The sequence below is a fragment of the Mesorhizobium sp. P2_E9 genome (assembly GCF_056403815.1).
The window spans coordinates 22,718-45,091 of sequence record NZ_JBFUET010000025.1 but is presented as its reverse complement, the minus strand read 5'-3'; the positions used below and the strand labels follow the sequence as shown (position 1 = coordinate 45,091).

Sequence of the window (22,374 nt, the reverse complement as noted above, 5' to 3'; positions counted from 1 at the left end):
TTCCTACCAGCTTAAGGATTGGGGATTTCATCCTTCGTTGGTCGATACAGCTTCACAAAGGTCGGCTTCCCGCCTTCGATGCGGATCATCGCAACGTCCCGCAGGGCAACACGCTCGGTACCAGCATACGTCACTTTGCCGAGAACGGTCTCCACATCTTCCAGGCTAGCTAATGCGTCTCTAATCTTTGCCGGCTCGAGCGATCCGGCTTTGCGAGCTGCGGCATCGAGCAATTGTGCCCATTCGTATCCTGCAGCCTCATACGAGGTTTCCGCGTCATGTCCGGTCTCCTCCTTGAAGTGCTTGTTGAATGCTTCCATCCCGCTGCCCGGGGTTGGAAACCCCGCTGAGGACTGGACAACGCCATCGACCACCGAGCCGAGCCCATAAACCGTCGGAGTGCCGATGGCATCCGATTCGATGACCGGAATCTTAACCCCAGCACCGCGCAACTGCTTGATGAAGGCTGGGAAGTCAGGCTCATACGCCGTCGTCATGATAACGTCAGGCTGCGGCGCCAATCCCTTGATTTGAGAGACCACGGCAGAAAAATCCGGCTGCCCCATCGAGTAGGACGCTTCGCCGACAACGCTCCCCCCCTTTTTCTTAAACGTCTCGCCAAAATAGTCCGGGAATTTGGACGTATAGGCGGAGTCTGGCGACTTCAGAAGAAAGGCCGTTTTGTAGCCGGTCTCTGCTGCGTAGCTGGCCAGCGCGGCGGATTGAACCGTGTCAGAAGGATAGGAAATAAACATATAGTCGCCGACAGCAGGTGTCAGGCTGGGCGAACCCGCGAGGTTGAGCATCGGAATGCCCGCTGCCTGTCCGATCTGGCCCGCTGCGATTGAAGGATCCGCATCGCCCGGGGTAATGAGAAACTGAACTCCGTCTTCGATCAATTTTTGGGCTGCGTTCACGGTAGCGGCTGTATCGGAGCGGGTGTCGATGACTTCGAGGGTGACTGTCGCCATGCCCCCGATGCCGCCCTTGGCATTCAAATCCTTGATGCCCAATTTGAAGCCGGCCAGACCAGGTTGATCATAAGGTGCCAGGGCTCCGGTCAGGGCCATTGCAGCCCCGATCTTGTATTCAGCCGCCGAGGAGTATCCCACAGTTGACGAGAGCGCGATCGCGGCGACACCAGCGAGCGCAGTTGCATATCTTAGCTTGTTCATTTTTGAGTTCCCATGTGAGGTTGATCGATGCTTCGTTTTCCGAAGTCTTATCTAGTTGTTCTGTCCGCAACTCCTTCTTCCTTTTGTACCCATTCGATATCCACCATACCAAGCAAGTCAGAGATACGATCTCTAGGACGCGCTGGCCCCAATGACCTGCGCCGCCGAGCCTGGTTCGACCTGAGCTTTTTTCTCGCCCATCCTTTTGCTTCCAAGATAGGCCGAGATCACGGCAGGGTCGGTTCTGACGGCGTCGGCCGTGCCCACGGCGATGCGCTTGCCCCTGTCGATAACGACGATGGTGTCACTCAGCGACATGATGAGGTGCAGGTCGTGCTCAACCACGAGAATGCCTACGCCTGTGTCCTTACGCAGTGCGGCCAACCTGCCCATCAGTTCTTTGGTCTCCGCCGGATTCATCCCCGCCGCAGGCTCATCGAGAAGGAGGAACCGGGGTCCCGTCGCAAGCGCGCGGGCGATTTCTACGAGACGCCTTTGTCCGTACGGAAGACTGCCGGCAAGCCGGTCTCCCAATGTTTCCAGGCCGAAGCGCGCCAGGGCGTCATTGGTGCGCCACACAGCTAGAGCCGTGTCGGTGGCACATGCCTCAGCGGCAACTAGAACGTTCTCCCGAACGGTCATGTCAGCAAACACACGAAGATTTTGGAACGTTCGCGCCAGACCTGCGTGGGCAATTAGATGAGGCTGCCTATTTTCGATCAGGTCCGAGCCAAGCGCCACATGACCTGCACTGGGTCGTAGCTGGCCAGTCAACAGATTGATCAAGGTGCTCTTCCCGGCGCCATTCGGACCGATCAATCCGGTGATAAGCCCGGCTTCCGCTTTGAAGGACACCCCGTCGACCGCCCGCACACCGCCGAAATGCCGAGACAGTTGATTTGCCTCTAAGGCGTGTGCACCCTTTGGTGCCTGAAAATTTCGCGCTCCTGGAAGGAGCTTGTCATCGCGCCCTTTCAAAGGGTCCCATGCGTTTGCAAGCTCCAGTTCCCGGCCACCAACGAGACCAGTCGGCCTGAAAAAGAGAACCAGGATCATGGCCAGCGAGGCGCCAACGAGGGGCATTCCGTACAAGGCTGGAACAGAGAACCCGAGGATATTGCCACCGCCCTCTAGCCCCCTCAAAAGCTCCGTCACTGCGGTGATTATTATCACCCCCACCAGAGCGCCCGAAACAGAACCGACCCCTCCGACGATCAGCATCGAAATCAGTAGAAAACAAGACTCGAAGTAGAAATCCTTGGGGCCGAAGGCACCTAAAAACTGAGCCAACAACGCCCCGGCAATCGACAAAATCGTTCCGCTCAACAGCCATGCCTTAAGTCGCGCATGGCGAACGTCCACGCCCACTGCCGCCGCGGCTACTTCATCTTCTCGCGTGGCTCGGACGGCGCGACCAGTCCTTGTATCCCTAAATGTTCGGGCGACCGCGATCGACAGCGCCGCCACTGATAGAGCAACCACAAGCGTGGTATTTCGAGGCACGCCGTAGAATGTTTGGCTTCCGCGCGTTATATCCTTTGTCGCCACCAGAACCGTGTAGACGATAATCTGCAGTGCCAGAGTGGCGATGGACGCGGCGGAACCCGACAAACGCCGGATAACGAGGCCGCTCACCCCCGCTAAAATCAGTCCGGCGACGGCGGCCGCCACCAACGACGACCAGACTGAAAGACCATAGCCTGCCATCCAGGCCGGGAGGTGAGGAAGTGCTGTCCGTTGAATAGCAGGACTCATCGTGAGAATGCCTGCTGTGTAGGCACCTACCCCCATGAAAGCCGCAGGACCGAATGAAACTATACCTGTGTTGCCGGAAAAAACCTGTAAACCAACGCAGGCGGTAACCACGATTGACATCGATGTCGCGATGCGGGTTCCATTCGCGCCAAACAAAAGACCGGCCAAGATCCCTACCGCTACCAGGATCATGGCCAAAGCCAGCGAATCCATCGTCACAGCCTTGATACGGGAATTGACCATTCCGTCTGCTCCTCTGCGGAACTGCGACTATTGGACAGGTCAACCTTGATGTCAATATCATTACATCAATCTGTCATATGAAAAATTGTGCAGAGGGCGCTACAGCCATGCGGTTGTCGCAAGATTGCTGATCGCTGCCGAAGCCGGGCGCGCAACCCGGCCGAGCAGGGCAATAGCCCCCGAGACCAACCGCAGGGTCCTGATGGATACTGGAGCTATAGTGCAACGAAAGTGGCAAACTCTGCTCTTTTCCATCACGGCCCAATTCCTAAGCCCCTCTCCGTCAGAAATCGGGCATGGCCCACCAGGAAGCTGACCTTCAATCTGCGGGCCATCTCCTCCCTTAGATGCCGCTCCAGCAAAGCTGTCTGCGATCCTCAGTCCATATTGATGAACCGTCCACTTTTCTCCCATCGGAGCTTCTCTCTGAAGAGATATTGACATGCGCCGGGGCCGCAGCTACCGTAACATAGCTTTTGAGCGAGTATGATAGCGGTTGGTCAACTTCCTGCCGCCAACAATTTGTATTTCTGAACGAGCCGTCCAGCATTCGGCTGGTTCCGTAGCCCTCCTCTTAACAATCACGATCGATAAAGGTATTCCGATGCGGTCTTCTGTTATTCCAACTTACGAAAATCGCGTGCTCAGCGCCTTTGAGGGCGAAATCTTGGGAGAAGAATTTTTTCGCGTTCTTGCTGAGCAAGCTGACAGCGATCAATCTCGTGTAAAGTTGCGCAATTTGGCGGCCATCGAGCGGCTCGTTGCAGAGGCGCTTTTGCCAGTTGTTACTCGTTACAATCTTCAACCAAATAGCAAAGTATTGCTTGCTGAAAAGGGACGCGGCGAAACGGTTGAATATGCAGAGCTTAGTTGGACTGAGTTTGCAGTAAAGCTCAAGACGCTATTAGAGCCTTTCGTTCGCGAATTTGAGACCCTGCTTATAGAGGCGCCGGTTGAAGACCGACCCTATATCCAGTTACTCCTTGACCACGAAATCGCGCTTTTCGCGTTCGCTCAGGCGGAAGGTGAAGACTCGATCGATGGTCAGATTCATCTGGACGACTTTCTACAACGGCATAAAGCTCTGCTGCACAACGAAGGCTGAAGCAAATCTTCAGACGCAGTGAGCGCATGCTGTTCGCGTAGCCGGGTTGAGCACATCCTCGATCGGTCCTCCCTCGACTTGGCTGTCGCGTGGTTCGGGCTGCGCTGGCCGCAGCTGGCCTATGGAACGCACCAAAGCCTTCGCGTCGCATCTCTTATATTGCCCGGCAGCGCCCTCTCGATGTGTCACACCCGCCGCAGACCGCCGGAGGGGAACAGGTCGACTTGGTGATGGCCTGGCGACCTGTATGATCCTGCAGGTGGGCTCAAACGGCCGGGGCAACCTATCTTGCCGCTATCTGCCCGACGATTGGACTCGTAAACCAAGCGTCGCGCGCGCCCACTTTGGTGGCTTGCCAACTTGCATTATTCAGACAGCCCACGAACATATTCACAATGAGGAATTTTGTAATATTCTCTTCAGCAAGCTCAGTTGGAGGACACGATGAACGTTAGAGACATGCTGCTGCACGGGACCATTTCGTTGACACCATCAGAGGAGCGGATCGTTCAGGTGCTCCTCACCGACTATCCTGCAGCTGGGCTAGGCACTGCCACGAGTCTGGCAAAGCGCGCCGGTGTCAGTGATCCGACCGTGGTTCGCCTTGCCATGAAGCTCGGGTTCGAAGGCTTCCCTGCCCTCCAACGACGATTACTTGCGGATGTTGAAGCAAGATTGCATTCGCCCTTGCTTATGATGGAAGCCAAACGGCCTGACATGGGGACGGATGGGGAACAAGGAGCTGCGATCGCCTACATGCATTCGGTGGCCAACAACCTCAACAAAGCGCTGACATCAACCCCGTTGGCGTCCTATCAACGGGCAGCCCGGCTAATAATGGATACAAAGGGGAAGGTAGTCCTGCTCGGCGGTCGCTACAGCCGTTTCATCGCGGGCATGTTAGCAGCCTATTTGTTGCAATTTCGGCCGGACGTCATGCATATTGACGCCCTATCGGCGCAAAAGACGGACGTGTTGGTCGACTTGGGAAAGCGCGATCTCTTGATCGTGTTCGACTATCGCCGATATCAGCTGGACGTTGTTGCGTTCGCTCAATTAGCCGCGGCCCGCCGCGTTCGCATTCTTCTGTTCACGGACCCCTGGTTATCGCCCATTTCCGCGTTTTCAGAACTGACGCTGACCTGCCCAATCGAGGTCAATTCGCCCTATGATACGATGGCGTCATCGGTGGCGCAGATCGAGGCCGTTGTCGCTCAAATCCTAGCGTCCATAGAAAAGCGGACGCGCGAACGTATCGAGGAATTGGAGGAGATCCGCCTCCAGGCGAGTGCATCGCTGGACAACGCGCGTCTCCTCGAAGATGAAAGGCCCGATCTGGCATCCACGGCGACCAAATAGCCCGCCATGGATGCAATGCGTTGAGGCTATGCGAAGCGATGCAGTGAGAACTTCCTGAGCAGTTCCTGACGTTGACCCAACGCCCATTTGGCGACGACTTCGCCCATCGCAGGCCCAAGCTTGAAGCCATGCCCGCTCGATCCGGTGATCACGAACGTTCCCTTTGCACCGGGAATCTCGTCAACAATAGGGAGGTGATCCGGGCTCATGTCATATTGACAGGCGTAGCCGGGACGGATGCCCAATTCGGCAATCTCGGGAGAACGGGACATGATATGTTCAATGGCCCAGACCGATTCCTCTTGCGTGATCGTTCGGTCCAATTGGCCGGCGACATTGAGGCGATAGTTCATGCGAGAGTGAGCTTCTTTAAGCTCCTCGTTCTCGACGCCGGTGCCACCGCCACCCCATGTCCCGACCAAAATTGTATTCTCGCCTTCGGGCCGAGCGTAGCAGTTCGTGGTTTCATCGACCCAACAATGCGGAAGTAGCTTCCTTGCGACACCAGGCGCATCCATCACCGCCATGAAGTGACGTTCGATAAACGTCGGCAGGTCTACTCCAAGTTTGGCCACGAGCGCTTTAGACCAGACGCCAGTCGCAAGAATTACGCGACCGGTTGAGATGACGGTGCCGTCACTTAGCGTCGCCCCAGTCGTGTTTCCATTTGTTACTTGAATTTCGGTTACCGAGCGGCCGCCCATAAACTTAACGCCATTCGCGCGAGCTCGATTGACCAATTCGTTGGTCGCGCCGTAGGGGTCGCAGTGTCCCGATTCGTCTTCCCATGCGGCAAAAGTGATCCCCTCCATATTGAAATGGGGGAGGATTGCCTGCGCCTGTTCGCCGGTCAGCCCCTCGATTCGGCTTCCTTCATCGTCGCGGATCCGCTTAACAATCTCGCGATTTACGGGTTCGTGCTGAGGGCCGCAAACCCACATGCAGCCAGACTGATGAAAAGCGCCGGGGAGGTCCTTTAGGATCTCGATTCCGCGCTTTGCGAGCAAAGATAACTCGCGATCACCATAGAATGCGTGGCACACGGCGGATGACGAGCCGGTCGGTCCGGAAGCCGGATGGTCGGACTCGACTTGGATAACGTTCAGCTTTTGGTTCGACAGATAATAGGCTGCTCCCGCACCCGCAATTCCCGCTCCCGCAACGAGTACGTCACAGCTCAATCTTTCGCTCATTTGATGCTCCCTGTTACAAGAAAAAGCCCAACCGGCTACCCTTATCGATGCAACCACTTCCGGTACGGCGGGTGGTGGAGAGCCGGGACAACGGTCGCCACCAGCTGGCGATCAACGTCACCCTAGCATGCCTTCTGCACAAGGATCGCTCTCCCGCCCCTGTAGCAGTTCGCTTAGGCTGACCGAGCAGCGAAATTAATGTGGAAATTTTTTCCTGTCTACATTTAATTGCTACATTTGAAGAAATTATTTCAGGCTGCGACCCTCAACCTTCTCGGCCGCCTCCGACCTTGCGGCTCGCTAAGCAAATCAATCCTCTTCCGATCTATCGCCGACTGGAAGCCTTGTTACCTAGCGCCAACCAGGACGAAACTTTTTCATCGCGCCGAATGAGCGCATCATTGACAAATAATTTTCAGCAACTCATGCTTTGGGGGATAGCATGTTCGTTGCACGCGGAATGGACGCCCAGATCGAGGACATGCTGCCAGCGTACGAAGCACCGGAAACAAAGTGGGGCCCGTTCTGGACACGGCGCCAATGTCGCCGATCGGTCGACAAAGATATCCAATTGTAAAGTTTGGAGGATAAAATGGAAAAAAGAACGGCATATCATTCAATATACGAGAAGCTCGGGGCCCCCATGATTGACTTTGGAGGCTGGAAGGTCGCTTCGCATATAACTTCTACCAACGACGAATATATGATGATCCGTAACAGCGTCGGCTTTGCTGAGTATGATTTCCAGAGCTGTTTTGGGGTGTGCGGACCAGAAGCGTTTCAATTCATACAGGAACTTATTGTAAACGACTTGGCGAAGATTACCCCCGGCGGTACTATCTATTCAAGCATCCTGGACGACAAGGCTAGCCTAATCGATGATGTTATCATTTTTTGGATCAGCGAAGATCGGTTTATAATACACGGCGGTATTACTCGCGACGCTTCACGCAAGTGGATCATGGAAAAGTCCGATGGTCGACAGGTCTGGGTGACGGAATTGTCTAACACGTTCCTTTCCATACAGGGTCCAAAGTCGGTCCATGTACTGCAACAAGCTGTGGACATTGCAGATCTTGAGCACAACCGATTAGTGCAGGTTGATTTCGAGGGCGTTCCAACCACGATTGCACGGGTGGGTTTCTCCGGTGAACTGGGTTACGAGGTCCATTTCGGGCCTGAGTATGCGCACGGCATGTGGGAAAAATTCACTGCCTATTGCGCCAACTATGGTGGTGGCCCCGCCGGACTGATGGCCGCCTTTCCGATCGCGGTTGATAAGGGCTTTCTGTTCGGCGCCGACTTTTATGCCGGTGGTTCCCCTCTTGAATATGGTCTTGGATGGTCGGTAGCTTTTGACAAGGGTTTCTTCCATGGCAGAGATGAGATGTTGCGCCGCAAACAGGCAGGGCTCCGCACCAAACTCGTTGGAATTGAGGCCGCCGCAGCGGAGCCTCAGATAGCGGGAGGTTTGAAACTGACCGACGGCTCCAAGAAGAACGCAGGTGAAACGACGATCGGCTGGATCAGCCCACTGCTCGAACGCAATATCGGACGAGCTTGGGTCAATAGCGAATTCGCCGAGCCTGGCACGGAGTTGGAGGTCCAATCCAATGGCGGTCCTAAAAAGGTGAAAGTCACCGCCAGCTACCGATTCTTCGATCCCAAAGGCGAGCGCGTGAGGGTAAATCCCCGCGAGATGCTCAAGGTTTGATTAGCTCACATAGGTAGCTCTCCGTCGTCCGAGCATGGGGCCTGGCAAAGCAATTATGCTTGCCGGCCCCAGTGCCGCCCTTGCCCTGCGCGCCTCTGGCGCGAATGTCACCCTGCGGCACTGGCTACCGTAGTCGACATCTATAGCCAGCTTCGGAACGGTCCATCCCAAATCGAAGTCGAGCCATTCGACTTGGGTCTTCGGTCGTCTCGCCCTCGTCGGTGAGCCTGTTTTGTGTCCATTGGCGGCTTTGGCTCAACGATGTGACGGACTGAGCGCGTGCCTTTCCTCCCCGATCAGGGTTGCCCGATCGATTAAAAAGTTGACATGTTGACGCACCTCAGGATGATTTGTAATTTCCTCTTCATAAAATTGAGGGAATTGGTTGATGCAATTTCGAGACCTGCTGCTTCAGGGCAACCTATCGCTCACCCCATCGGAGGAGCGCATTGTTCAGGTGCTCCTCACGGATTATCCGACGGCCGGCTTGGGCACCGCAGCAAGCCTGGCCAAGCGTGCTGGGGTCAGCGACCCCACAGTGGTTCGTCTGGCCATAAAGCTCGGCTTTGAGGGTTTCCCCGACTTTCAGCAGCGGTTGCTTGCCGACATCGAAGCGCGATTGCATTCCCCACTGCTTATGATGGGAGCGAAGCGGCCAGAGTTGGGCACTGACGGCGAACAAGGTGCGGCTATTGCCTACATGCATTCGGTTGCCGGGAGCCTCGACAAGGCGTTGACGACCACCCCGCTGGCTACCTATGAGCGCGCAGCCCGACTTGTCATGGATTCCAAAGGTAAGGTGGTCCTTCTCGGTGGACGCTACAGTCGGCACGTCGCCGGAATGTTGGCGAGCTACTTATCGCAATTTCGAACCAATGTTGCCTATATTGAGACCCTGTCCGCCCAGCAGCTGGATCTGTTGGTCGACTTAGGAAAGAGAGACGTTCTGATCGTCTTTGACTACCGCCGTTACCAACGCGACGTGGTCGCATTTGCCGAACAAGCCTCCGCCCGCCACGTTCGCATTCTTCTGTTTACTGATCCATGGGTGTCGCCGATCTCCGATTTAGCGGAAGTTACCCTTTCCTGCCCGATCGAAGTCAGTTCGCCCTATGACACGATGGCACCAGCAGTGGCCCAGATCGAAGCCCTCGTCGCTCAGATTTTTGCAGCCACCGGCGAGCGGACACGGCGCCGGATTGAGGAACTCGAACAAATTCGTCACGAGAGCAATGTGACGCTTAACGCACAAAAATCAGAGCAACGCGGCTTCTCGTCAAAAACTCCAATAGCCGGCGCGAAGGGCATCTTCCCTCCCACCAGGGAGCTATGACTCCCTCACTGGTTCTCTCTGACGCGAGACCGAAGTCCTCAACGAGTCCCACTTCTTTATCCGCTGGCTTGCCTGGGGCCAGTTCGCCTCTGCGACCCGGGTTATGAGCGCCTCGATCAACGCGAACGCGGCAACGTTGCTGTCAAATGCAGTTTCGTTCTCAATATGCAGGGCTATCACTTCTGATGCATATTTCGAGATTGGAGACATCCATCGATCCGTTATAAGGATGATCTTTAGTCCGCAATGCTTGGAAACTCTTTCAGCAAACTCTTCAAGGGAACGTTGGTACCTTCTAAAATCCACAAGGACTAATACATCCTTTTGCCGCATGCGCAGTATATAATCAGGCCACCAGTCGTCTTCAGCGGATACCTGGTAAACACCGGCGCGGATCTGTTTTAAGTGCCTCGATAAGTACTGAGCGACAAGATCGCTGATGCGACCGCCCAATGTGAATATATCCGATTTGGGATCGGAAAGGAGGGAACCCACTCTTTCAAACTGGGCGGCCGTGATCGCTCCGGCAGACGCCCTTAGCAATTCCGTAGATTTTTGGATGAAATTATCAAAAAACTCGTCCGTTATACCACTTGTTGTTGTCCGTAAATCGAGCGGAGACTTCTGCCCTTGCCTTAGCTCCTTGATAAGCTGTTGTTGGAATTCCTGCAGGCCTTGATAGCCGAGTTTACTCACGAAGCGCGAGATAGTGGGAGCAGAGACGTTTGAGGAGGTGGCAATGACCTGGATTGGCTCAAGGCCGGCAAACGGATAATTCGACAGAATTAGCGCAGATAAGCGCCGCTCCGTGGCGGTTAAAGAATCTGCTGCTTTCCTTATCTGCTCCCTTACGGTTTCGCCGGGAATTGTGGTGTCAGTCATATTCTCTCCAAAGCCGGCCACCCCGCCAACCCTCAAGCTCTGCTGTTTTCAGTATGCGGGAGTGAGACCTTGCTAGCAAGCAAGCGCTCCGCCACGGCAATGAGGGCTGCTAGCCGGCACCGGGCGCTAGCGTCCTAGCGGCGTGTTCCACGCCTTGGATTTCGGCAATGAGCTCCCGGGTCGTGACCTGACGACAATACCCCTTAATCGCCCGCAGCGAGCTATCATGGCGTTCCTGGGTATAAGTCAGGCATGCATCTGTAACCTGTGTGACGAGATAGCCCAGGTCACAGGCGTCCCTGATCGCGCCCTCTACACACTGGTCGGTTACCAACCCCGCGAGTACGAGCTGTTTAACACCGAGATTCCGCAGTATGTAATCGATATTTGTGGAAATGAAGACGGAAGATGACGTCTTGGGCAGAACTATCTCATCACCCTGCACGGCTATCTGCTCGATTACCTTTCCATCCCACGAGCCCTTTGGGACATGGAACCCGGTTATCTTGTAGTCGAGAGATCGGTCTCGACCATCGGCGGTCAAGCTCTCGATCGTTGTGTACATTACTTCAATACGCGACTTCCTAAAGGCGGTTTGCAAAGCCTGCATGTTCGGAATGACCCGAGCCTCAAGCTCGCTGAAAAACCAGCCGTACTTTGCTGCAAAATCGGTTTTCGGAAGCCCGGCAAATTCGGCGCCGTCACGGTGAGCACTGAAATTTTGTACATCGATAAAAAGCAAGGCGGATTGCTCCGGCACCAAGGGTACATTGCGAGTAAGGCTCATCTCAGTTCCCATTCAAAAAGTCTTCGATAGATGATGCGACGATGTCGGCCCAACGCTGCTGACCTTCGGCCGTCCGAAGATGATCATTTCGGATCTCAATCAGGCTGTTGTTCAAGCCACGTGCCTCGCAATGCCGCGGCACAAACCAATCAGTCGAGTCGTTGACCTGATAGGGCTCATTCATTCCGACGCTCAAACGCGGATACCTGCGTGTAATAGAGTCTCTCAGGCGCGCTGACGTGTCCGTGTCAAGACGGTACAGGAAACCGATATCCCAGGGGCGCCACACGTTGTTCATGTGAGGGGTGAAACTGTGAACCGATATCGCCACGGTGTGTCGCCCCTCATCCAGACGTCGACTAATTTCTGCGTGAAAAGGCTTGAAAATCTCCGCCACGCGAGCCGTGCGATGGGCAATGTCGACTTCATGATTGCCGGGTATTCTGATCCCATCGCTTATTGTAGGAATGGAATCGAATGCTTCCGGCGGCCTGTTGCAGTCTATGACCAGGCGGCTATAGGGCTGAAAGACAGCAACAGCATCTAACCGCCGGGCCAAAAGCCGTGTCACTTCGGCTGCCCCGATATCCCAACCGACATGATCGTCGATGACCTCGAGAGAAACGCCCAGCTTTCCCAGCGCAGCGGGGATCGCCTGACCCGCATGTTCACACACCAGGAACACAGGACTTGATCCGTCGGGGTTTATGACCTCAAACGGAGCCGGATCGCCCTGCCCTAGCAACCCTAGCGTATCATAACCCTGCTTCATGCCATTATCTGTCCTTCGGGAGATCGACGGGCCTAATGATGCTTGAGCCACCAAGGCAGAGATTTCAAATGACCCCCTGAGGGCCAGATCTCTAGGGAACCCCGCCGCACACTCCCACCGTTCGTTGCATAAAGAGGACGAGATTTTATTTTCAATGTCAACTCAATATTTGTGATTGACAAAAAATTTTCATTCAGGTTTTCTGCGATGAAGGCAACATATCGTTTCGAGGCCGGCCATCCCAGTGGTGAGGTTGCATATGGCCGCGGAGCACTAGCGTAAGTTACCAGATGCTCTCGACCAATTTAAACCTCTCACGATCCCGCTCTGCCGAGCCCAACCTTTTGAAGGACACCAATGATTTCGAACCCGCTCGTCTTCGCAGCTACCTCCGATATCGCTGGGAGAACGCGTGGTAAAGCGTTTCCAGCTTCGGAACTGGATAAGCGCCTGAAGCGTGGAATCGGCTGGACGCCGACGAATGTGATGATTACCTGTTTCGACGCAATCGCGCCAAGCCCATTTGGCTCGCTCGGCGACCTGCTTCTGATCCCTGATCCTGAGACGCGCGTTGAGGTCGACTTCGCCGACGGCGGCCTGGTTGAACGTTTCATGTTGGGGGATATCACCGATCTCGAGAGCCGCCCATGGGATTGTTGTACTCGCTCGATCCTCAAAAGGGCACTTGAACGGCTGCGATCTTGTGGCGGTATCCAGCTTGTGAGCGCGTTCGAGCATGAATTCCAAATGCTCGAGGCCGGCGAGGTTCTTCCCGACGCCTATAGCCTGCGCGGGTTTACGCGGCGGCGGCAGTTCGGTGAGGCTTTAATGTCGGTTCTCGCTCAGGCGGGCCTTACGCCCGATACCTTCATGAAGGAATTTGGGCCAGATCAGTACGAGGTTACCAATGGCCCTGCGCAAGGCCATCGCTCTGCCGACCAAGCGGTAATTCTTCGGGAGTTGACCCGCATGGCAGCGCAACGCTGCGGCGAGCAAGTGACGTTCGCACCCATTTTAGACCCCGGCAGCGTCGGTAACGGCGTTCACATCCATATGAGCTTCCTGGATGAGAATGGCTCCCCGACAACGTACGACGAGAAAGACCCGTTCGGCATGTCCCAAATTACCGGGTCATTCATTGCCGGCGTACTCAGATATCTCGACTCCATCGTTGCGCTGACCGCGCCGTCCGACGTTTCCTATCTGCGATTGACGCCCAACCGCTGGAGCGCGGCATATAACAATCTTGGCTTCCGCGATCGCGAGGCTTCAGTTCGAATCTGCCCCACTACTTCAGCAGACCCGGAGAAGATCGCCAGGCAATATAACTTTGAGTACCGTGCAGCCGATGCCGCCGCCTCGCCACATCTGGCGTTGGCATCGATTCTCCATGCAGGCGCCCAGGGCATCGAAGACGGCCTCTCCGCACCTCAGGTAACGCAGGAGAATTTATCCGTGCTGTCCGAGGCCGAACTGTCTGATCGCGGCTACAAGCGGCTACCACAATCCCTTGAAGAGGCTTTGCAGCGGTTTGAGCAGAACGACGTTGTAACGCGTTGGTTTCCGGCCGGCTTTGCCTCTATTTATTCCGCGCACAAGCGCGCCGAAATCGCGCATCTGGGCGATCGCTCCGTCAAAGAGCGCTGTTCCGCTTATTCAAAAGTGTACTGACAACAAGCAGACACTGCGCGGGAGGCGTAAAATGCTGAAGATGAAGGCACCAAAACGGCTGTTCAGTCTCTATCTAGAGCCTGGATTTTCCCTACAGGCCTTTTCTTCCGCAGCCGAGGCCTTGAGGCTTGCAAACGAAGTGCTTGAATCGGAGTTTTACGCTTGGAGAGTTGTATCTGACGACGGATACCCCGTGAGGTCGAGTTGTGGACCAACGATTTCAGTTGATACGTCGCTCAAGGACGAACGCGGCCTCCTTGGCAAAACGGGCTGGTCCACCTCAGTCGCCGTAATTTGCGGGGGTAGCCACCCACTTGCCACAAATCGAGCCCTGCATGGCTGGTTGCGCGAATGCCGGGCTAGGAAACTGTTGCTGGTCGGCATCGCGAGCGGGGTCTTCAGCATCGCCCAGACGGGTCTAGCGGATGGACGAAGATGTGCAGTGCACTGGGAACAGTTCCCATCATTCGTCGAACAATTTCCCAGTATCGCTGCTGTTCAAGCGGCTTATGAAATCGACGGCGACACGTACTCCTGCTCGGGTGGAGATGCTGCTTTCGACATGTTCGTGCAGTTTGTCAGAGAAGATCATGAGCCCGTTATCGCCAACCAAGTTTGCGAGAAGGCGGCCGCTATGAGGGTCCGCCAACCTGGAGATCGTCAGAGACTACCTCGGCATGCAGGCGCGGCAATTCACCATGACGGCCTGTTGAAGATCATCGAGCAGATGGAGCGGCATCTCGACGAGCCCATTGCGCTCGAAGACATGGCCGCCTCCAGCCGCTTGTCTCGGCGCCAAGTTGAGCGCATTTTTTCGAAACAAATAGGACGTTCGCCTGCGAAATATTATCTTGAGATGAGACTTGAGCGCGCTCATTTGCTTATCTTGAACTCGCAACTTCCAATCGTCGAGATCGCGATGGCCTGTGGTTTCGTCTCGGCCTCCCACTTTTCAAAGGCATATCGTGACCATCATGGGCTGGCTCCGCGTGAAGCTCGCCTGCAAGCCTTGGAACGCCGAAGGAGCGGGTACGGGCTGTTCGCCGCGGCCGCTCCCGCACCATGGCCGAAGGCGAGGTCATCAATCAGTGAAATGGTGCATGCAAAGTGATTCACGTTCCGGAAACTAGCCCGTAGGCAGCAGCTAGTGATCAGACAGCGGCCTCGTTTCTAGCCTCGACCTGGTCGAGCTGAACCCGTTCCTCGACGAACGCGGCCGCACCGCCACGCTCATGGTCGACCTTGCCGCCAGCCTGATGGGCCGCCGCATCATGGACCGCCCGACCCGCAGCCATTCCGGAAGCATTGCATGACCCAGCCTTCCCGCCTTGCCATCGTCCCCTTCGTCAGCGTCGACCGCATGATGAAGCTGGTGCTGACCATCGGCGTCGAGCGGTTCCTGACCGAACTCGCCGCCTATATCGAGGAGGATTTTCGCCGCTGGGAGCTGTTCGACAAGACGCCGCGCATCGCCTCGCACAGCCATGACGGCGTCATCGAGCTGATGCCGACCAGCGACGGCCGCCTCTACGGCTTCAAATATGTCAACGGCCACCCGAAGAACATGCGCGAGGGCCGCCAGACGGTCACCGCCTTCGGTGTGCTCGCCGATGTCGGCTCCGGCTATCCGATGCTGCTCACCGAAATGACGATCCTGACGGCGCGCTACGCACCGCCGCTACCTCCGCCGTCGCCGCCAAATACCTGGCGCCCAAGGGTGCGCGCTCAATGGCCATCATCGGCAACGGCGCCCAGTCCGAATTCCAGGCTGTCGCCTTCAAGGCGCTGCTCGGCATCGACCGGCTGCGGCTTTACGACATCGACCGTTCCGCGTCGGAAAAATGCGCCCGCAACCTCGCCGGCAAGGGTTTCGACATCACCATTTGCACGACGGGCCAAGATGCGGTGGACGCGTCGACATCATCACCACTGTGACCGCCGACAAGCGATGCGCCACCATCCTGACCGACAACATGGTCGGCTCCGGCGTGCACATCAATGCCGTCGGCAGTGACTGCCCGGGCAAGACCGAGCTGCATCGCGACATCCTCCTGCGCTCCGACATTTTTGTGGAGTTTCCGCCGCAGACCCGCATCGAGGGCGAGATTCAGCAGCTCGACGCCGGCCATCCGGTGACCGAGCTGTGGCAGGTGATGACCGGCAAGGCTGAGGGTCGCAAGCCAGGCAAACAGATCACGCTGTTCGATTCCGTCGGCTTCGCGACCGAGGACTTTTCGGCGGTACGCTATGTCCGCGGCCAGCTCCAGTCTCCTTTATGAGGAGCTCGACCTGCTCGCCGATCCCGACGAGCCATGCGACCTGTTCGGTATGCTGCTCCGGGCAGCACTGCAGCCGGCGGCCTAAGGGAGCACGCCAAAGCATCTGGTCGTGCTGTGAGATCCACAAGCCGGATCTCTGGGTCGCTAATTGTCGGCCATGGCTTTGCATCGGTCTGCACTCTGACCGGTTTCTCAAGCTGCAGACTTGCGGTAAATAGACTGGTTTACGATGCAAACGCGGTAGAAACGAAAGTAGACGGTAATGACTGCCGCGAAACTCGACGCGATCGACCTCAAAATCCTCAACGCCATTCAGCGCGACGGGCGCATCACCGAGCTTGCGCTGGCCGACAAGGTCGGATTGTCGCCGACGCCTTGCTGGATGCGGCTGCGAAAGCTGGAAAAGGCCGGCATCGTTTCGGGCTATCACGCCAGGATCGTCATGCGTCTGATCGTCCCGATTGCCACCGTGCTGATGGAGGTGACGCTCACCAACCACCGCCAGGCCGATTTCGACCGCTTCGAGCGCGCCATCCGCGACATCCCCGAGATCGTCGTCTGCTGGTCGGTCGGAGGCGGCGTCGACTACGTGCTGAAGGTGATGGTGCGCGACATCGATGCCTATCAGCGTCTGGTCGACGGCCTGCTCGAACGCGAGATCGGCATCGACCGCTACTTCACTTACATTGTTACCAAGACGGTCAAGGATGAGACTGTTTTGCCGGTCGCCGAGCTGTTGCCGGCGCAATCATAGTGGCCCTTAGAGATCTTCTAGCCGAGGCGTCAATAGAGACCCTGCGGGCCGGCATCCAATCGGCCTCCGTCTGTCCATGTCGAACTGTCTCCCCGTTCAGGCCTCGACCATGTCCGCGGACTTCGCCAGTTCGCACCCATAAGGCGCTCAACCCCCTCGCAGGGCCTGCCGCTCGAGGCCAGACCATACCGGCTTTGCCCCCTATCCGGCGCACTCACTTGTGCGGCATGCAATAGACCCCCTCGGATTCCATCAGTACCGCGCCACCCTTCAACTCGCTCAGGGCGCCGACCCACGCTTCCGAATACGTGCGGCTGGCATCTACGGCCGTCAGCCAAAGAACGCGATTGTCGGCCAGTTCGACCTTAACTTCCTGCTGCAAAGGGCTTGCCTGCACGGTCTGTTGATAGTGGCGTTTAATCCTGACATTGCTGGCTGGAAACTCAGCTTCGTTGCTGCCGTAGTTCAGCACAAATCCGGCGTGGTCCTGAGCCACCGAGCAACTGCCATCACGCTCGCACACGATTTTGGCAGCGGTCCTGCAGTCCCATTTCAGTGAAGCGGGCCACATAGGATTGTCCACACTTGATCGCGGCTTGTCGCTTTGGCCAGCGGCCGTGAACACTGCGCCTGTGTTCATAATCACAGTGGACAGGAGAAGCACCTTGAACACTACAAACCTCACTGAATTGCGGCTCTCCAAGCCTCGTCGTGCGTGATCGCCTGGCTTACGGCATGTTGAGATTGAACCAGCTTTTCTGGCGCACGCCGTTCGCGTCATCATACTCGATGGACCAAGGCTTTCCGCGCATCGGTCGAGAGATGGCGTAGTAGGTGGGGCCATTACCAAGGGAATGCCCTTGATCGTTCCCCGCGGTCTGGATTTTTGCGGTAACCACCTTACCGTCGATTTCGATTTGGACCTGTCGTGATCCGTCTTCACGATTCCCGCCGAGGGCGTTGTTTTTGAAGACGACGGGCAAGGATAGCCTGTCGGCCGCGATGCGGCAGATGTTCCGTTCTTGACCTAAGCCCGGCTGATCGGATTCGGAGCTGCCAGCTGCTTGCCAGCCAGACGGACAATCCTCATACTTCTCAAATCTCGCCGCGCTGGAGTTGGCTTGCGGACAGGTCGGCCAATTAAAACCCGGGGCTTCCATCGCCGCAATCAACTTGTAAATTGGCGGGTGGCACGAGGGGGTACCCTGCCAATCGCCGGAAAGACATAGGAGGACCTGACAGCCCCATTCCGCCGCTTTTGATTGGGATGGAAGAGCTGCGGCGCCCGCGATGGCGACGGCACCCCCCAGTAGGAATTTGAGTATAGTCATAGCCTTTTCCTCGCTGCGGATTTGACAGTTTACTATGGATTATCCGCGCGGAAAAGGACAGGTCGAAAAGGCAGGTTTGTGCGACTACATCGATTTATGAAACGAGACGACGGAGGCGTGGTCAACAACCCGTTGCGCGCCAACATTGCTCTGACGCTTGAGCGGGAAAGAGCCAGACGCGGCCTATCCCATATGCACATGGCCGAATTGTTTCGGACCCCCGAGGGCGAAAAACTCGCCTACCGAACCTATATTCAGACTGTGCGTCAGAAAAATAATGTCACATTGATGACGCTGCAGATCATGGCAAACGGCTTGCAACTGTCTTTTGCATCACTGCTCGCCGGCGGCAAGAAAGTTCCGGAATGGGCGCATCGGTTGGACGACAATGCGATTCGCAAGCGGCTGGCGCACATCATCGATTTTGAGCGACAACGACGTACTTTGCACCGCTATGAGATGGCCGAACTAATCGGCGTGGCGGAGGCGACATTCACGAAACTGGAACGCGCGAGCGGCAATATCAGCGTGGACACGATTGCGGCGATCGCCAAGGCGTTGAAACTTGATCCAGCGACCTTCCTCTTTTCCGAAAAGATCCCGCCTGGCGGAGCCGACATCTAGCCGCCTGACGAGTGTTCCTAAAGGGCCTGTAATACGCCCGCCCCCAGCCGGCGACCGCTCCCATGCCCCTGCCCGTCAGGCCTAGCGGCCGACTTTAGACTAGGACCCCCGCCGCGGCTGTCGAGCCGCTGCTGTCATCGTCGGCTGCTAGCCTGTTGCAGCGGCGGGGATGATAAGGGACTTTAACATGGACGACTGTGCCGGCGTCGGGAATTCTGCTGATGAAGAGCTTCCTCTTGAGGGTCGAAACCATATGAGAACAAGCCGTCAAACCTAGCCCGGTGTGATTGCCGGCGCGTGTAGAGTAGAAGGGTGTCGTGACTTTTGCCGGTGTCACGCCTGCGCCGTTGTCGGCCAATTCCAGGGGTCGGTTCCGGTAGGGGGGCGACCCAGATTCATCACTTTAGTGTCGTGATGCCCACCAGAGAATTTGCTGGTGAACTGACCGGCCAACGCCAAACTCATGCTTGCCGGGCAGACTTGTCAGCACGCGACAGAAACCGCTTCAAGCTCAAACCGGCCAACAAAATGTATGGCGGCATGGCGAGCGAATAATGACCACAGTTTAATTCCAAAATATTTGGCCTAGCTCCGGCGTCCTTCAGCCTCTGCATGAACCTCTCCGATAGCTCTGGCAACACCACTTTGTCTCTCTTAGCCAACACAACGTGAAGACCGAGATCAGGCCGTGCCAAACTATCTGCGTAATTCTCCAAGTTAAGTGGACCCCAAGCCCTTCTGAGCTCGGTCAGCTTAATCGCTGGCTCGAGACTAGCACGTATCAATCGTGTCGCGCGACCCGCCCAAACCATATCCGCTAGACTCCCCGCCGTGAGAAACAACGAGGCTTTCGACACAGCCGAGTCGTGCGCCGCGAGAAGGCCCGCAACCCAGGAGCCTAAGCTCATACCGACAACTGAAATCTCTCGATAGCCTTCGATCTTCAACCAACGTATGAGCTTTCGCCCATCTAACACTGCCTGCCTTACAGATTGAATCGTTCGACCGAGATTAGGGCTAAGCATATAGTCAGCGTGCGCGGAGCCGGGACGGCTGCGCTCGAAGTGATAAGGCATAGCGATCTCGACAACCGTGATGCCACGTTGCGAGAAAAAGTTGGCGATCTGACGATTCCGGAAGGTTGCATTCCAATGGTGAAAAATCACCATCGCCTGATCGAACGACCCGCTTTCTGTGATTTTCGCCGAGACGACATTGTTCTGTTCGATATCAGTAGATATGTCCGATGGAAATTTGAGCCACCCATCTAGCCTTTCAAACCCCTGAACACTCACATTCGGGTCATCGAAAAAGGCTGGATCAGCCACGGCTTGGTCCGCAAGGGCACAGAATTCCTCGATACTTGTTATCTTATCCGCACCTGGAAAGGCGCGTTCCGCGTCAAGGGCGAAATCGGTTGATTTCTTCCCTTCCTCACCGCGTCGCGCCCGCCGCTCATCCCAATGATCAAGCCAACTATGATACACTCTGATTGTTTCCCAACTTAATCGCTTGCCGTCGCCCCAACCCTGGATCAAACAAGCCATATATTGCGAACAGCACTCCAACGCCCAGAAGGATCGAAAAGCCAGCAAATGCATCGATCAGCAAGTAGCTAGCCACGAGTAACGCTACGATCGCTGACATCTTCCACAAAGACATACGAAACCGAGGTTCGACACCTACACGGATGGAGCCGTACAGAAATACAGCACAGGTCGAAATAGCGATAAGAAGGCTACTATAATGGGTCGGCCTACGGTAGCTGATCACGGCGGTCACATCATTTCGCCCATAGAAGGCGGAAGACATATCGCCGACCAACCACGCCACAATATTCTCCCCACGCGATGTCAGGTAAGCACTCTGGAGCTTCATGACTATGGCGATCAGAAGCCCCAAAACAGTACACCGAAAAATCGCACGCATAACCCTGAGGCTGGCTTCATGGAAGCCGTATTGATAATCCACCTCGGGCGAATTACTCGCTGCTTTTCCAATTTTCCAAAGATCATGAATCACTGTATAAAGCAAAATTAGACCTACAAAGAACAGATAAAAACATAGGCACATGTATAGGTAAGCGAGCCCCGTGAACACGATCGCTTCCGGCACCGATATAACTTCAGGGCGCACAATCGCTAACGAGCCCCAGTCCGTCGCATAGCTGCCACCACCTTTGAGCAACGGGATTAAAGACACGCCGATCCACTGAAAAAGACCGGCGAATACCACACAAATCAAAAGAACCGCCCAATATGAATACGAAGAAGCTTGTACGCTGCGCGACCAAGCATCGTCGCTTTCCATCTTGTCGCCCTGCGCTACAAGCTTTGGGCGGCCTTCATCTTTCCAAAAGGTCACCAGCTCTGTCACGAAGGCAAAAAACAGTGGCAAAAATACCATGAAGACGAATGTCCAATTCGCTGTCCAAAGAAACCCAACCTGCTTGACGACGCCATCCGCCCGGCCATATGTCACGCTGTGAATCCCCGTAAGATACGACAAAAACCCAAGAGCGGTGACACCCGCAAACACCGACGCCGGTAAATTCAGGGGAGATCCGCGACTAAAAAACGCCTCCGATTTCCTCGCCAAACTAAAACGCCGGCTCGGCCCCTTGGGGTCAGTATCCCGTGTCAGCACTGCTGGGGAGTCTGTCTCGTCGTCGAAGGTCGCCGTCAGTGCCGTATCTGGAATCTCCTGTGCAACGCTGCTTCCGGCTCTCTTCCATCCTCGTCTCTTGATCGATAGCCGCGATTGCGCCGCACTAAGCTCCATCTGCCATTCGCTAGTCGCGACCGGATCATCGCATCCGAGAATCCTCGCCAGCCAACGAATGTTGGCAGTGCTAATACCCTTCTCGTTCTCTTGAAACCAAAGCTGCACCGTTCGCAGATCGACCCCAACCCGGTTGGAATCAATCTGTGAAATCGCCTCTGCAAGGAGCTCGGGCGTCCATGGGCCGGCAGGAAACCCGTCTTTGCCCAGTAGTCGACCCGCGCCCGCCGCCGCCAATCGTTTGAATAATTCTTTGAAATCACTCCCGTCTCTGGGCGGAGGGAGAAATAACTTTCCGTTCTTAAACAACAGCTTATAGGCTCTAGTTTCGTTCCGCTTCGCTAGGCTTCGTATCTTATCGTGCCTTCGTGCTCAATCAACGCTTTTATCAACTGGATTTGGCCGGCACGGGAGACGATCGATGACTGGTGACCCGCTGGAGAGGCTGCACACGGTTGTTGTGGGGGAGATGTTTCGCAAACCGCCTGCCAAGGCACTGAGCTGCCCGGATCGGTCGCGACCGCATGAGCGAAAAGTAGGGGAAGCCAGGGCTTCGGGAGCCTGAGAAGCAGAGGGATGAAGCCATCCCTATTTTTCTCGCCTCCCCAGGTATCAT

At 55.9% G+C, this 22,374-nt stretch carries 19 protein-coding genes and 2 pseudogenes; 10 read left to right on the top strand and 11 right to left on the bottom strand.

Annotated features, from left to right (window positions below; all coding sequences use genetic code 11):
* Window positions 1-11 precede the first annotated feature (11 nt).
* Both AC1D05_RS32750 and AC1D05_RS32745 read right to left on the bottom strand, forming a co-directional pair.
* A complete protein-coding gene (locus AC1D05_RS32750; RefSeq protein WP_477446706.1) occupies window positions 12-1,175 on the bottom strand; it encodes an ABC transporter substrate-binding protein in 1,164 nt (387 codons plus the stop codon).
* A gap of 132 nt (window positions 1,176-1,307) precedes the next feature.
* On the bottom strand, window positions 1,308-3,173 hold the full coding sequence (locus AC1D05_RS32745; RefSeq protein ID WP_477446704.1) for a branched-chain amino acid ABC transporter ATP-binding protein/permease: 1,866 nt from the start codon (window positions 3,171-3,173) through the stop codon (window positions 1,308-1,310).
* Window positions 3,174-3,669: 496 nt separating this feature from the next.
* On the opposite strand from AC1D05_RS32745, the gene AC1D05_RS32740 reads away from it, so the two are divergent.
* Both AC1D05_RS32740 and AC1D05_RS32735 read left to right on the top strand, forming a co-directional pair.
* Window positions 3,670-4,278, top strand: coding sequence for a hypothetical protein (locus AC1D05_RS32740; RefSeq protein ID WP_477446702.1), 609 nt, complete (start codon window positions 3,670-3,672; stop codon window positions 4,276-4,278).
* A gap of 444 nt (window positions 4,279-4,722) precedes the next feature.
* Window positions 4,723-5,637: a MurR/RpiR family transcriptional regulator gene (locus AC1D05_RS32735; RefSeq protein ID WP_477446700.1), complete on the top strand. Its 915-nt coding sequence runs from the start codon at window positions 4,723-4,725 to the stop codon at window positions 5,635-5,637.
* Between the two features lie 26 nt (window positions 5,638-5,663).
* Here AC1D05_RS32735 and AC1D05_RS32730 read toward each other — a convergent pair whose 3' ends face one another.
* Window positions 5,664-6,830: an NAD(P)/FAD-dependent oxidoreductase gene (locus AC1D05_RS32730; RefSeq protein WP_477446698.1), complete on the bottom strand. Its 1,167-nt coding sequence runs from the start codon at window positions 6,828-6,830 to the stop codon at window positions 5,664-5,666.
* Window positions 6,831-7,422: 592 nt separating this feature from the next.
* Here AC1D05_RS32730 and AC1D05_RS32725 point away from each other — a divergent pair.
* Complete coding sequence (locus tag AC1D05_RS32725) at window positions 7,423-8,544, top strand: aminomethyl transferase family protein (RefSeq protein WP_477446696.1); 1,122 nt, start codon at window positions 7,423-7,425, stop codon at window positions 8,542-8,544.
* Window positions 8,545-8,932: 388 nt separating this feature from the next.
* Entirely contained in the window at window positions 8,933-9,877 is a 945-nt protein-coding gene (locus tag AC1D05_RS32720) for a MurR/RpiR family transcriptional regulator (protein WP_477446694.1), read from the top strand.
* Here AC1D05_RS32720 and AC1D05_RS32715 read toward each other — a convergent pair.
* The 3 genes from AC1D05_RS32715 to AC1D05_RS32705 form a co-directional block, all read right to left on the bottom strand.
* Window positions 9,872-10,759, bottom strand: coding sequence for a MurR/RpiR family transcriptional regulator (locus AC1D05_RS32715; RefSeq protein ID WP_477446692.1), 888 nt, complete (start codon window positions 10,757-10,759; stop codon window positions 9,872-9,874). The two genes, AC1D05_RS32720 and AC1D05_RS32715, sit on opposite strands and share 6 nt — an antisense overlap.
* 109 nt (window positions 10,760-10,868) lie before the next feature.
* Window positions 10,869-11,558: a cysteine hydrolase family protein gene (locus tag AC1D05_RS32710; RefSeq protein ID WP_477446690.1), complete on the bottom strand. Its 690-nt coding sequence runs from the start codon at window positions 11,556-11,558 to the stop codon at window positions 10,869-10,871.
* Entirely contained in the window at window positions 11,548-12,318 is a 771-nt protein-coding gene (locus tag AC1D05_RS32705) for an N-formylglutamate amidohydrolase (RefSeq protein WP_477446688.1), read from the bottom strand. The genes AC1D05_RS32710 and AC1D05_RS32705 overlap by 11 nt, the downstream gene beginning before the upstream one ends.
* Window positions 12,319-12,675: 357 nt before the next feature.
* On the opposite strand from AC1D05_RS32705, the gene AC1D05_RS32700 reads away from it, so the two are divergent.
* From AC1D05_RS32700 to AC1D05_RS32680, 5 genes and pseudogenes are all read left to right on the top strand, one after another.
* Window positions 12,676-13,989: a glutamine synthetase family protein gene (locus tag AC1D05_RS32700; protein WP_477446686.1), complete on the top strand. Its 1,314-nt coding sequence runs from the start codon at window positions 12,676-12,678 to the stop codon at window positions 13,987-13,989.
* Window positions 13,990-14,020: 31 nt separating this feature from the next.
* Window positions 14,021-15,100, top strand: coding sequence for a GlxA family transcriptional regulator (locus AC1D05_RS32695; protein ID WP_477446684.1), 1,080 nt, complete (start codon window positions 14,021-14,023; stop codon window positions 15,098-15,100).
* A 43-nt stretch (window positions 15,101-15,143) separates the two neighbouring features.
* Window positions 15,144-15,302, top strand: a pseudogene (locus tag AC1D05_RS32690) (arginase family protein); the annotation flags it as partial.
* Window positions 15,299-16,353: pseudogene (locus AC1D05_RS32685) on the top strand (ornithine cyclodeaminase). The pseudogenes AC1D05_RS32690 and AC1D05_RS32685, both read left to right, overlap by 4 nt.
* A gap of 177 nt (window positions 16,354-16,530) precedes the next feature.
* Window positions 16,531-17,022: an Lrp/AsnC family transcriptional regulator gene (locus AC1D05_RS32680; RefSeq protein ID WP_477446682.1), complete on the top strand. Its 492-nt coding sequence runs from the start codon at window positions 16,531-16,533 to the stop codon at window positions 17,020-17,022.
* A gap of 214 nt (window positions 17,023-17,236) precedes the next feature.
* Here AC1D05_RS32680 and AC1D05_RS32675 read toward each other — a convergent pair whose 3' ends face one another.
* Both AC1D05_RS32675 and AC1D05_RS32670 read right to left on the bottom strand, forming a co-directional pair.
* Complete coding sequence (locus AC1D05_RS32675) at window positions 17,237-17,695, bottom strand: hypothetical protein (RefSeq protein ID WP_477446680.1); 459 nt, start codon at window positions 17,693-17,695, stop codon at window positions 17,237-17,239.
* Window positions 17,696-17,750: 55 nt separating this feature from the next.
* The gene (locus AC1D05_RS32670; protein ID WP_477446678.1) at window positions 17,751-18,353 is read right to left on the bottom strand and encodes a hypothetical protein; all 603 of its coding nucleotides are present in this window, start codon (window positions 18,351-18,353) and stop codon (window positions 17,751-17,753) included.
* Between the two features lie 117 nt (window positions 18,354-18,470).
* On the opposite strand from AC1D05_RS32670, the gene AC1D05_RS32665 reads away from it, so the two are divergent.
* Window positions 18,471-18,977, top strand: a complete 507-nt coding sequence (locus AC1D05_RS32665) for a helix-turn-helix domain-containing protein (RefSeq protein ID WP_477446676.1) — start codon at window positions 18,471-18,473, stop codon at window positions 18,975-18,977.
* 94 nt (window positions 18,978-19,071) lie between these two features.
* Here the strand turns inward: AC1D05_RS32665 and AC1D05_RS32660 are convergent, their stop codons facing one another.
* From AC1D05_RS32660 to AC1D05_RS32650, 3 genes are all read right to left on the bottom strand, one after another.
* The gene (locus tag AC1D05_RS32660; RefSeq protein ID WP_348628983.1) at window positions 19,072-19,335 is read right to left on the bottom strand and encodes an ATP-binding protein; all 264 of its coding nucleotides are present in this window, start codon (window positions 19,333-19,335) and stop codon (window positions 19,072-19,074) included.
* A gap of 103 nt (window positions 19,336-19,438) precedes the next feature.
* On the bottom strand, window positions 19,439-20,464 hold the full coding sequence (locus tag AC1D05_RS32655) for an RcgR family putative quorum lactone hydrolase (RefSeq protein ID WP_095776125.1): 1,026 nt from the start codon (window positions 20,462-20,464) through the stop codon (window positions 19,439-19,441).
* Window positions 20,454-22,067, bottom strand: a complete 1,614-nt coding sequence (locus AC1D05_RS32650) for an RcgA family putative transporter (protein ID WP_477446673.1) — start codon at window positions 22,065-22,067, stop codon at window positions 20,454-20,456. Before AC1D05_RS32650 ends, AC1D05_RS32655 begins: the two co-directional genes overlap by 11 nt.
* Between the last annotated feature and the right edge of the window lie 307 nt (window positions 22,068-22,374).